The sequence below is a fragment of the Terriglobales bacterium genome, assembly GCA_035937135.1.
GTDB lineage: Bacteria > Acidobacteriota > Terriglobia > Terriglobales > Acidobacteriaceae > DASYVL01.
On the sequence record DASYVL010000060.1, the window covers coordinates 1 to 10,335 of the forward strand.

Consider the following 10,335-nt stretch of genomic DNA (forward strand, 5'->3'; position numbering starts at 1 on the left):
GGGGAAGTGGTGCTGGACAAGTTCGTCGAGCACTACTGCGACCACGTGGACAACCACTCCCGGCAGATCCGCGAGATCCGCCAGAAGTTCGGCGCGCCGGCGGCGGGCGCCTAGGGGGTGGGTTGAGGCGCCGGGCTTGCAAAGCGGCGGCGGGGGCGGTAGGCTGTCCTGCCTCGGCGCAGGAGGCTTTCATGGCTCTGAAGATTTCCAACAAGACCGCGAACGGCGTGATGGTCGTGTATTGCAGCGGCCGCATCGTCTTCGGAGATGAGACCGCCTCCCTGCGCGAGACGGTCAAGAACCTGCTGGCGGAGAACCTTCAGCTCGTCCTCAATCTGGGCGGGGTCAGCTACATCGATAGCGGCGGCCTGGGGACGCTGGTGGGCCTCTATACCTCGGCGAAGGCTGCCGGCGGAAACGTCAAGCTGGCCAACCTCACCCAGCGCGTCCGCGACCAGTTGGTGCTCACCAAGCTGGTCACCGTCTTCGAGTTCTACGACAGCGAAGAGCAGGCGGTTGCCTCCTTCGCTCCCGCTGCTTCTTAGACCTGCCCGCGCTTTCTGCGCAGAGTCAGTCCTGACATTGGTGCCGGGCGACGTGCTGCTCGATGTCAGCGACCGCGCGCCCGAGCTTGCGCTCTAGCAGCGCCTGGTACCCGTCCTTGCGCGCTGCGAGTGGGCGCTGCTCGGACATGGAGCGGGCGCGCTCCCGCCGGGCGCTCATCTCCTTGCGGATCTCGCGCACCTGCTCCCGCAGCCTTTCCAGCTCGGCGCACTCCATGCGCGAGAGTATACCCGCGTTTCCTGCGGTCTTGATGGAGCGGTCGGAGAGTGAAGGAAGAAGTGGTGGAGGCGGCGGGAGTTGAACCCGCGTCCGAAAATCTTACTGGCCCAGAGACTACATGCGTAGTCGCGTTCCCGCTTCCCGCCTTCGCGGGAAACCTTCGCCGGCCGCGCTCAGAACGGACAAGAAACGCGGAAAGCTAGCCTGGAAGTCTCGCCTCCGGCGCCCAGACGTAGCGCCAGAAGCCAGCCCGCTATGCGACGTCCTTCCGCAGCCCGCGGACGAAGCCACGGAGGACGGCTACTTATTTAATTAAGCAGCGTATGCCAGGTTTTGATTGGCAATTGTTTGTTTTGCACGCGATCACGGGTGTGTGCACCCCGGCATGCCTCTCGGCCGCAAGCATTTCCGTCGAAGCCGTGACGCCCCCACGGAGGCGCATTCGCGCCTCTTGCAGTCTGCAAAGACCTGTTTCCACTGTAGGCAGCCGGCGCAGGGAAGTCAAACGGGGAGCCCGGCTGGTGGGAAGTTTGGCAGGCTCGTGAGCCGAAGTGCCCTCCGACGCAGCCCGGTGCGCTGCGGGTTCATCGCAGCTGGCCCAGCTCGTCGAGGCGGAGAGGCGCCAGAACGCTCCCCATCCTTCCGCTGATGTTGTCGCGCACCACGAAGCGCACACCGTAATCTCCCGGGGAGACCTCGATCACATTGTGGTAGGTGATGCCGCTGCCTCGGATCTGCTCTGCCTGTTCGGAGGTCAGCCTCTTCTGGAAGGTCTGGCCAAAATTCGCTGCGCTCTCCCCTTTCCCCGTCTTGGCCACGGCCAGGAACTCCAGACTCAGCCGGTTGTCGGCGCCCTCGATGGTGGCGGCGTTCGCCGGCAGCACGACCTCAAATCCGACCCTTTTCTTGCCGCCCTTGCCTTCCACCTGGGTCCAGCGCACGGTGATGGGAAGCGCGGTGTAGTCGAGCGGGCTGCTGATGGCCACGAACAGGTCCAACTCGCGGGTGAGCGAGGGATCCACCGTGCTCTGGTCGACAAAGAAGCCGGTGCGCGCGCGCACATGCGCATCTTCGTGCGCGACCTTGACCTTCAGTTTCCGCCATCCCGACTTGGTGTTCTTCTTGTCCAGGTAGTAGCCAAGCATGTAATACGCCGAGGAATCCTCCGAGGCTTCCTTGAAGGAATTGGAAAGGTCGTTGCGGTTGTAGAAGGCCTTGCCGCCAGTCATGGCGGCGAAGGTCTCCAGGGTGGTGATGGTATCGGCTTGCGCCCGGGAAGCCGCGCTGATGGCAGGTCCCGGGAACGCGGCGCCACGACTGGTGGAGGGAGTGGAGGAATCGGGAAGGCCGACGGTCATCAGTCCGCGCACGTCCACAGGATAGACGGCGATGTTGGCGCTGGTGAGCGACTGCATGGTGCGCTCATAGAGGGCGTAGACGCTGCCGCCGCCCAGAATGCTGCTGGAGTCGTCAATGGTGAAGGGGAAGCTTCCCGTGGCCCACAGCAAGGACTTCCGGCCCGGCACTCCAGCGAAGGCCTGCGCGATGTGCTGGAAGGCCTCCAGAGTCGTTGCGACGGCGGCCCCTTGCCGGTAGGAGCCGAAGTCTCCGGGCGAGGCGAATTCCATGAGCCACTCCGACATCCCCAGCCGCCTGCGCGATGATTTCGTCGGTGCGGGGGGAAGAGAGGCTGGTCGCTTCGGTCAGATGAAGTTTTCCCTTTACCGTCTGCAGCCCTGCCACCAGCGCCTTGGGGTCGCCCGTGAAATCTTGGATGACAGTGATGCCCTTGATGTGGATGGTGACCAGAGCGGTCAGGTTGTTGGCGTCCACCTGCTCGGCGAGATATTTGAGCAATTGCTCGCGGGCCCGCGCTTGGTCCAGGAAGGGAGTGTTCACCAGGTCCAGGGCTATGATGGTCATCCGGCGGGGCGAGCTGCCGCCCGTGACCACATTGGTGTATTCCATCGGCGCCAGCCGGGGACGCTCCACCGGGCTAGCGGAGGGTTTGACTTCCTCGAAGGTGGAGACCTTCTGCGGCTGGCCGTTCTCCGTCACGGTGAAATCGTCCACGGTAAGGCCGGTGACGAAGTTCCCGCTCTTGTCCTTGACCACCACCGGGACCAGCACCAGCTCGGCGCGCGAGGTGAACTTCACCGAGCCCTCGTATCTGCGTTCATAGATCGGAGGAGGCGGGGGCGCGGCATTCTCGATTCCGGTCATGTTCGATTCCACAGCTCCCGCGTTGCCCCCACCCCCACGGCGCTGCCCCCAGGCCCTCCTGCCGCGAGCGTCATGACTACCAGGAGTGCTGTGAGCTTTCTTGCATCGTGACTCAGCCTCATACATCTAACCTCATGGCCTTCGGTTGTAGAATCCCGCCGGGAGGAAGCCGCGCTTGATCTCCGAGTGTCTTCCGCTTTCCGCCATCCCGCACACCACCCGCCTGTTTGCGGACTACCTGCAGCGCTTTTCGAAGGTACGGGAATTCTACTCCCGGCCGCCCTTGGAGCGCGCTTGGGTGGAGGGAGAATCGCGGTCGCTGAACTACGACCCCGCCCGCCGTCGCGCCGTTGCCGCCATCCTGGATCGGCAGAACCGCGCCTGGTCCGCTTCGGCGGAGACACTGGAAAACATCGCGCGCTTCCGCGACGGCGCCTTCGCCATCGTCACCGGGCAACAGGTAGCGCTCCTCGGCGGGCCCCTTTTCTCTCTGTACAAAGCCCTCACCGCCATCAAACTTGCGGCCGAGTTTTCCCGCGCCGGCACGGAATGTATCCCCGTCTTCTGGCTGGCCACCGAGGACCACGATCTGGAGGAGGTCAACCACGCGACTCTCCTCGGGTCGGACGGCAGGCTGCACCGGTTCGCCACCGACTCCCACGGGAAGGAGAACGCTCCCGTCAGCTCCATCGTTCTTGGGGAGGACATCCATGCCCAGGTGGCCATGGCGGCCGAAGTGCTCGGCGAAGGCGAGACCGCGGAGTGGTTGCGCCAGAGCTATCGGCCGGGAGAGACGCTGGGCAACGCATTCGCCAAGCTCTTCTCCCAGCTCTTCCGTCACTCGGGTGTGGTGTTCCTGGACGCCTCTGACCCGGAGCTGCACGCCCTGGCGGCGCCGCTGTATCGAGAGGCCCTGACCGGCGCCGCCGCGTTGGAAAAGGCTCTGCTGCGCCGGAACTGGGAACTGGAATCCGCCGGGTATCATGCGCAGGCGCGGGTAACGCCTTCGTCCACACTCCTGTTCCGGACGGAGAACGGCTCCCGCGAGGCCATCCACCGCGCCGGCGAGGACTTTGTTATCGGCACGCAAAAGATCCCGGCCGCAGACCTCCAGCAGCAGCTCTCCGGCGATCCCGGGAGCTTCAGCGCCAACGTCTTGCTGCGGCCGGTGGTGCAGGACTATCTCTTACCCACGCTGGCCTATGTCGGCGGGCCGTCGGAGGTGGCCTACTTCGCCCAGGCCGCGGTGGTGTACGAAAAGCTGCTGAAGCGGGTGACGCCCATCCTGCCGCGCTTCAGTGCCACCCTGGTCGAGCCCCGCGTGAAGCGCCTCCTGGACCGCTACGGCGTCTCAGTCGCGGACTCATTCCACGGAGTGGAACGCCTGCGGGAGCTTCTGGCCGAGCACGCGATGTCCAAGGAAGTGCACGGCGCTTTCGATTCGGCCCAGGCGGCGGTGGAGTCTTCGCTGACCTCGCTGCGCCAGTCGCTCGAGAAGTTTGACCCCACGCTGGCGGAAGCCTCCGCGCGCTCGGAAGCCAAGATGCGCTACCAACTGGACCGGCTGCGCAAGCGGGTGGCCCGCGCCGAGCTCCAGCGCCAGGCGGAGCTCGGCCACCACGCGGAGCAGTTGATGGCCTGTCTGTTTCCCAACAAGAACCAGCAGGAGCGCGAGGTCGCGGGTATCTCCTTCGTCGCCCGCTACGGCCCGCAACTGCTGCTGCAGCTCTACGACGTCGTTCAGACCGACTGCCCCGACCACCAGATCCTCTATCTCTGAGTCTCCCCGCTCCATCCCTTTGGAGTATGATTTGCCCAGATGGCCAAAGGCCCGGCCCAATTCGAAGTGGCCTGTCCCTGCTGCAGCGCCGTGCTCAAAGTGGACACCGCCAGCCGCGCGGTGATCGGGCACACTGCCCCGGTCCGCCCCAGGACCTTCGCCGACATCGAGGAGGCCGCGCGCGCCATGCACGAGCAGGATGGACGCCGCGACTCCCTCTTCCGGCAATCGGTGGAGGCGGAGAAGAACAAGTCGCAACTGCTGGAGAAGAAGTTCCAGGAAGCGGTCAAGCGCGCCAAGGAATCGCCCGACACGGGACGCCCCATCCGGGACATCGACTTGGATTGATGACTGATCCCGTAATGCAATTGCAACAAGGATGATGGAGAGGGCGCGTCCGCTAGGGTGCGTAGATGTCGGGCGTCAGTTCCGGGAAGACGGAGTCGCGCTGCTCGATCTCAGCCAGCGTCTTCGCCGCTTCGGCCGATATCTCCCGCGTGGCCTCGTAGCGGTGCCAGGCGTCCAGCAAGCTGCGAAATTGCTGCAGGTGCGTGTCGAAGCGTTTTTCGGCGTAGTCCCGCGCGTGCTTGGTGGTGATCAGAAACTGCCAGTCGGAAGACTCCAGCAGCAGCAGCTCGCGGCAGATCTGCGTCGCCAGACGCGTGGCGAGTGGGTTGCCGCGCCAGCGGCCTCCTTCCGCCATCTGTTCCACCGCGCGCTCGGCGGGATAGATCTGCTCCCACGTCCAGGCGTTGTCTGGATTCAGCCAGACCTCGTGCGAGCCATTGCGCCCCCAGGAGCCCTCGGGCAGCTCCACGAAGCCCGCGGGCCGGTGGCGGTCGAGATACTCGCCGCAGGTGACGAGTTTCAGCCCTGAGTCCGGCTTCCCGCACTCCTGTGCGACGTGCTCCAGCCAGTGCGGGCCCTCGAACCACCAGTGTCCAAACAGCTCCGCGTCGAAAGGCGCAGCCAGGATGGGCGACACGGCGCCCTCGGGTGCGTAGTCACGCAGCACCGACCGCGCCAGCGCGGTGAAGTGGCGCGCGTGATCCAGGGTGCGTCCCTCGGCCGTCTCCGGGTAGTAGGCGGTCTTCGAGCCCAGGTCCGACTTGGGCTCAGTCACCTGCCAGTAGCGGTGTCCGCCTGGCCAGTGCTTCTTGTGGAAGTCCAGATACACGGAGTCGCCGGGATAGCCATGCTCTCCGCTCCACACCTGGATGCCGGTGCGCGGGTCGCGGGTGAAGAAGGCCACGCGCGACCGCTTCCGGCTGGGCGTTCCCGCGAAGTAAGGAAGATAGAAGGAGGCGCGGGCCTCGCCCGGCTCCATCTCGACCGCAATGGGCACACCGCCCGCCAGCAGCTCGTAGGGGGTGAAGCGGGCCGTGGTTTCCACCATGTGGGTGTCCACAAAGAAATACTCGATGCCGCTCTCTGCCAGGATCTGCTCCACGCCGCTGCGCTTGAACGGGCCATGCGCGCCGCCGGCGCCGTCCACCGGGACCGGGAAGTTCCACTCTCCGGCCGGCCGGTAGCCGCACTCGGGCAGCCAGATGCCGCGCGGCTTGCGTCCGAAAAAGCGTTCGTGGGTGGCTACGCCCAGGCGCACCTGGGCGCGGATGGAGGCGTCGGTCCCCAGCAGCGGGAAATAACCGTGGGTGGCGGCGCAGGTGATGATCTCGATGGCGCCCGATTCGTAGAAACGGCGGAAGCCGCCCACGATGTCACGCCCCAGGGCCTCAAAATCGCGCTGCGCCTGGGTGAAGAAGCGCTCCCAGAAGTTCGCCAGGTACACGAAGTGGCGGTCGCCCTTGCGCACAAACTCCGCCGCATCGCGCCGCGCTGCCTCGATCTTCTGCTCCAGGTAGCCGACGAAGCCTTCCTTAAAGGTGGGATGCGCCAGCTGCTCCAGCAGAATGGGAGAAAGATTGATGCTGGCCTTCAGGCCGACGCCGCGCTCCTCCAGCCGCCCCAGCACGCGCAGCAGCGGCAGGTAGGTTTCCGCCGCCGCCTCATGCAGCCAGTCCAAGCCATGTGGCCAGGTCCCGTGGTTCACCACGTAGGGCAGGTGGGAATGCAGCACGAAGGCTACATAACCGGCGGACGGACTCTTGGACTTCTTGCTCATGGGGATCGGGGGCTCGGAAACGGAGGTAACGGCGACGCATCTGCCCCCAAGGGTCGCAACAAAAAGTCTACTACAGCACCTTGCGTCGCAGGCCCTCTCGGTTGGATTTGTGCGAGCGCTCGGTTAGATTAGGCAGCGGTGTCTGCGGCCGGGGAAAAGTTCGAGCGTGCGGTTTCCATCATGGCGCGGCTGCGCGCGCCCGGCGGATGTCCCTGGGACCGCGAGCAGACCTTTGATTCCATCAAGCCCTACACGCTGGAGGAGACCTACGAGGTCCTGGAGGCCATCGACAACCGCGACTGGCCCGAGCTCGCAGACGAGCTCGGCGACCTGCTGCTCCAGGTCCTGTTCTACGCCCAGATGGCCAGCGAGGAGCAGCGCTTCACCATCGAGGACGTCCTGGAGGGGCTTTCGGGCAAGCTGGTCGCCCGGCATCCGCACGTCTTCGGCGACGTCAAGGCGGAGACTCCCGCCGACGTTCTGCGGAACTGGGAGGCGCTGAAGGCGCAGGAGAAGAAGCAGCGCCTGGCCGCCGGCGGCGGCAAGAAGCCGAAGGACGCGGACGCGCCCGACTCGGCGCTGGCCGGCGTCTCCTCCGGCGTCCCGGCGCTGCTCGAAGCCTTCAAGCTCAGCTCGCGCGCCGCCCACGTCGGATTCGACTGGCCCGAGATCCAGGGCCTGTTCGAGAAGCTGGCCGAAGAGACCGCGGAGCTGAAGAGCAATCTCGCCGAGTATCCCGCGCCCGGACCGCGGCCCATCGGCCGCGGCGTCGCCGGCTCCGGCGCGCTCAAAGTTCCGGAAGAGCTGCGCGCGCGCCTGGAGGACGAGGTTGGCGACCTCTTCTTCGTGCTGGTCAACATCGCCCGCTACCTTTCGCTCGACCCTGAATCCGCGCTGAGAAAGACCAACAGGAAGTTCAAGCGGCGCTTTCAGTGGGTGGAAACGGAGCTCGGCCGCCAGGGCCGCAACCTGCAGCAGGCCACGCTGGAGGAGATGGAATCCCTTTGGCAGCAGTCCAAGCAGATGGCGGACCGGAAGGCGGCCCAGCCGTGACGGCTTCGCCCGATCGCATCTCCATCCGCATGTGCCACACTTTCGACGAGCTCAACGCCTGCGTCGAGCTGCAGAGAGACGTGTGGGGATTCTCCGACCTCGATCTGGTCCCGCTGCGGCTGTTCGTGGTGGCGGAGAAGATCGGCGGACAGGTCCTGGGCGCCTTTGAGGACCAGGAGATGGTCGGGTTCGCGCTCTCCATCCCCGGCAGCCGCTCCGGTCATCCCTATCTGCACTCGCACATGCTGGCGGTGCGCGACAGCCATCGCAACGCCGGGTTGGGGCGCCGCATCAAGCTGGTGCAACGCGAGGACGCGCTGGCCCGCGGCTTCGAGCTCATCGAGTGGACCTTCGATCCCCTGGAGATCAAGAACGCCCACCTCAACCTGGAGCGGCTGGGCGCCATCGCCCGCCGCTACAACATCAACCAGTACGGCATCTCCTCCTCGCCCTTGCAGGGCGGTCTGCCCACCGACCGGCTGGTCGCCGAATGGTGGCTGCGCTCCCGGCGAGTGGAGAAGCTGCTCGGGTCGGGCGCGCGCCCGGATTTCAAAGTCGAGCGGACTCTTTCCATCCCCGCCGAGATCTACCGCTGGAAGGCCTCCGAGGCCGACCGCGGTCGCGCCGGCGAGGTGCAAACCAAGAACCGTGAGGAATTCCTGAAGGCCTTCGCCGAAGGCCTGGCGGTGCTGGGCTACGAGCGCGACCCGGCGGGCAACGGCAAGTTCCTGCTGGGGCGCTGGGACGAGGTGTTCTCCTACGCCGGGGACGGCTCCGACCAATGAAGATCGACGCCATAGTTTTGCGCGAGATCCGCATGCCACTGGTCCACTTCTTCGAGACCAGCTTCGGGCGCACCACCGAGCGGCGCATTCTGCTGGTCACGCTCCTGGGCGAAGGGCTGACCGGCTGGGGCGAGTGCGTCGCCGGCGAGGAGCCTTTCTATAGCGAAGAGTCGGTCGAGACCGCCTGGTACGCCATCACCGCGCACCTGGCGCCCATGCTGGTGGGAAAAGAAATCGCAGCAGGGAAGGACTGCCCGGCCCTCTTCTCTCGCGTGCGCGGCCATCGCATGGCCAAGGCGGCGCTGGAGGACGCTCTCTGGGAAGCCGAAGCGCGCGCCAAGAGCCTGCCGCTTTGGAAGCTGCTGGGCGGCATACGCCGCGAGATTCCCTGCGGCGTTTCCATCGGCATTCAGGACACGATCGAGCAGCTTCTGGAAAAGATCTCGACCGAGCTGGCCGCCGGATACCGGCGCATCAAGGTCAAGTGCAAGCCGGGATGGGACGTTGAAGTCTTCGAGCGCATCCGGGCCAAGTGGCCGGAGATCACGCTGAGCTGCGACGCCAACTCCGCCTATACCCTGGACGATGCCGCGCACCTGAAAAAGTTCGACGCCTTCCGCCTGCTGATGATCGAGCAGCCGCTCTGGTCGGACGACTTCTACTTCCATGCCCGGTTGCAGAAGCAGCTGGAGACTCCCCTCTGCCTGGACGAGGCCATCCGCAACGCCCGCGACGCCGAAGCAGCGCTGGAGCTGGACGCCTGCCGCATCGTCAACATCAAGGTGGGGCGCGTGGGCGGCTTCAGCGAGGCCATTCGGGTGCACGACGTCTGCCGCGCGCGCGGCGTTCCCGTCTGGTGTGGCGGGATGCTGGAGTCGGGCATCGGCCGCGCCCACAACGTCGCCCTCTCCACGCTCGAGAATTTCAGCCTGCCCGGCGACGTCTCCGCCTCCCGGCGCTACTGGAAGCAAGACATCATCGAGCCCGAGGTCGAAGTCCGTCCCGACGGCATGGTTGACGTGCCCAGCGAAGCCGGCCCCGGCTACCGCGTCCGCGAGGACCTGGTGGAGCGGCTCACCGTGCGCAAAGAAACCCTGCACCCGACGGGAAAGAGCTGACCTCTCGGACTACTTTTTCTCCGCGACCGCGGTGTCCTGCTTCTTCAGCAGCGCGATTCCCTCGGCCAAGCTGGGATTCGCGGGCACCGGACGGAATTCGCTGATGGACTGCTTCTGCTTGATGCGGATGGTCTTGAACAAGAAGGCCTTGCCGATGAAGTCCAAAGTCATGCTGGTGGTTTGCCATTCGCCATCGGGAAGCAGCGACTGTTCCATGGTGATGCGGCCACCTTTATTGAGGCGGGCGAGCAGTCCCCAGCCCAGCGTGACGTCCTCGACCAGCGCGGCCTCGATGCGGACCAGGCGCAGGTCGCGCGGCTCCACCACCACCGTGCCCTCCATGCCCCTATAGATGATGGTCTCCCGCGAGGGCGGCTCGAACTTAGGAGCAGGGCGGAACTTCAGTCGTGCTAGATCGCCGTGGGGGCCGACCTCCGAGCCATCAAACTCGTAGAGAAACGCGTCGGG

11 protein-coding genes and 1 other RNA gene are annotated in these 10,335 nt (G+C 65.4%); 6 read left to right on the forward strand and 6 right to left on the reverse strand.

From position 1 onward, the window contains the following. Positions 1 to 191: 191 nt before the first annotated feature. Positions 192 to 545, forward strand: a complete 354-nt coding sequence (locus VGQ94_03820; protein HEV2021635.1) for an STAS domain-containing protein — start codon at positions 192 to 194, stop codon at positions 543 to 545. 25 nt (positions 546 to 570) lie between these two features. On the opposite strand, the gene VGQ94_03825 is transcribed toward VGQ94_03820, so the two are convergent. From VGQ94_03825 to VGQ94_03840, 4 genes are all read right to left on the reverse strand, one after another. After that, positions 571 to 780, reverse strand: a complete 210-nt coding sequence (locus VGQ94_03825; GenBank protein HEV2021636.1) for a hypothetical protein — start codon at positions 778 to 780, stop codon at positions 571 to 573. A 63-nt stretch (positions 781 to 843) separates the two neighbouring features. Further along, positions 844 to 1,213, reverse strand: a transfer-messenger RNA (tmRNA) gene (gene ssrA, locus VGQ94_03830). A 154-nt stretch (positions 1,214 to 1,367) separates the two neighbouring features. Continuing rightward, positions 1,368 to 2,309, reverse strand: a complete 942-nt coding sequence (locus VGQ94_03835; protein HEV2021637.1) for a VWA domain-containing protein — start codon at positions 2,307 to 2,309, stop codon at positions 1,368 to 1,370. Next, positions 2,254 to 3,006 carry a VWA domain-containing protein gene (locus tag VGQ94_03840; protein ID HEV2021638.1) on the reverse strand — a complete coding sequence of 251 codons (753 nt, stop codon included), beginning with the start codon at positions 3,004 to 3,006 and terminating at the stop codon, positions 2,254 to 2,256. The genes VGQ94_03835 and VGQ94_03840 overlap by 56 nt, the downstream gene beginning before the upstream one ends. Before the next feature lie 175 nt (positions 3,007 to 3,181). On the opposite strand from VGQ94_03840, the gene bshC reads away from it, so the two are divergent. Beyond that, complete coding sequence (gene bshC, locus VGQ94_03845) at positions 3,182 to 4,786, forward strand: bacillithiol biosynthesis cysteine-adding enzyme BshC (GenBank protein ID HEV2021639.1); 1,605 nt, start codon at positions 3,182 to 3,184, stop codon at positions 4,784 to 4,786. A gap of 39 nt (positions 4,787 to 4,825) precedes the next feature. Continuing rightward, positions 4,826 to 5,134 carry a hypothetical protein gene (locus VGQ94_03850; GenBank protein HEV2021640.1) on the forward strand — a complete coding sequence of 103 codons (309 nt, stop codon included), beginning with the start codon at positions 4,826 to 4,828 and terminating at the stop codon, positions 5,132 to 5,134. A 52-nt stretch (positions 5,135 to 5,186) separates the two neighbouring features. Here VGQ94_03850 and VGQ94_03855 read toward each other — a convergent pair whose 3' ends face one another. Continuing rightward, positions 5,187 to 6,911 (reverse strand): 1,4-alpha-glucan branching protein domain-containing protein, encoded by a 1,725-nt coding sequence (locus VGQ94_03855; protein HEV2021641.1) that lies wholly within the window; start codon positions 6,909 to 6,911, stop codon positions 5,187 to 5,189. 138 nt (positions 6,912 to 7,049) lie between these two features. Here VGQ94_03855 and mazG point away from each other — a divergent pair, with 138 nt between their 5' ends. From mazG to menC, 3 genes are read left to right on the forward strand one after another with little or no spacing between them, the layout of a single operon-like run. Then, entirely contained in the window at positions 7,050 to 7,964 is a 915-nt protein-coding gene (mazG, locus tag VGQ94_03860; GenBank protein HEV2021642.1) for a nucleoside triphosphate pyrophosphohydrolase, read from the forward strand. Further along, positions 7,961 to 8,749 carry a GNAT family N-acetyltransferase gene (locus VGQ94_03865; protein HEV2021643.1) on the forward strand — a complete coding sequence of 263 codons (789 nt, stop codon included), beginning with the start codon at positions 7,961 to 7,963 and terminating at the stop codon, positions 8,747 to 8,749. Before mazG ends, VGQ94_03865 begins: the two co-directional genes overlap by 4 nt. Then, positions 8,746 to 9,867, forward strand: coding sequence for an o-succinylbenzoate synthase (menC, locus tag VGQ94_03870; GenBank protein HEV2021644.1), 1,122 nt, complete (start codon positions 8,746 to 8,748; stop codon positions 9,865 to 9,867). The genes VGQ94_03865 and menC overlap by 4 nt, the downstream gene beginning before the upstream one ends. Before the next feature lie 9 nt (positions 9,868 to 9,876). Here the strand turns inward: menC and VGQ94_03875 are convergent. Further along, positions 9,877 to 10,335: hypothetical protein (locus tag VGQ94_03875; GenBank protein ID HEV2021645.1), on the reverse strand; the 459-nt coding region annotated here is incomplete at its 5' end.

Coding starts and splice junctions, on each gene's coding strand:
- VGQ94_03855 (HEV2021641.1), bottom strand. CDS start 6,911: ATGAGCAAGAAGTCCAAGAGTCCGTCCGCCGGTTATGTAGCCTTCGTG.
- VGQ94_03850 (HEV2021640.1), top strand. CDS start 4,826: ATGGCCAAAGGCCCGGCCCAATTCGAAGTGGCCTGTCCCTGCTGCAGC.
- VGQ94_03820 (HEV2021635.1), top strand. CDS start 192: ATGGCTCTGAAGATTTCCAACAAGACCGCGAACGGCGTGATGGTCGTG.
- VGQ94_03825 (HEV2021636.1), bottom strand. CDS start 780: ATGGAGTGCGCCGAGCTGGAAAGGCTGCGGGAGCAGGTGCGCGAGATC.
- VGQ94_03840 (HEV2021638.1), bottom strand. CDS start 3,006: ATGACCGGAATCGAGAATGCCGCGCCCCCGCCTCCTCCGATCTATGAA.
- menC (HEV2021644.1), top strand. CDS start 8,746: ATGAAGATCGACGCCATAGTTTTGCGCGAGATCCGCATGCCACTGGTC.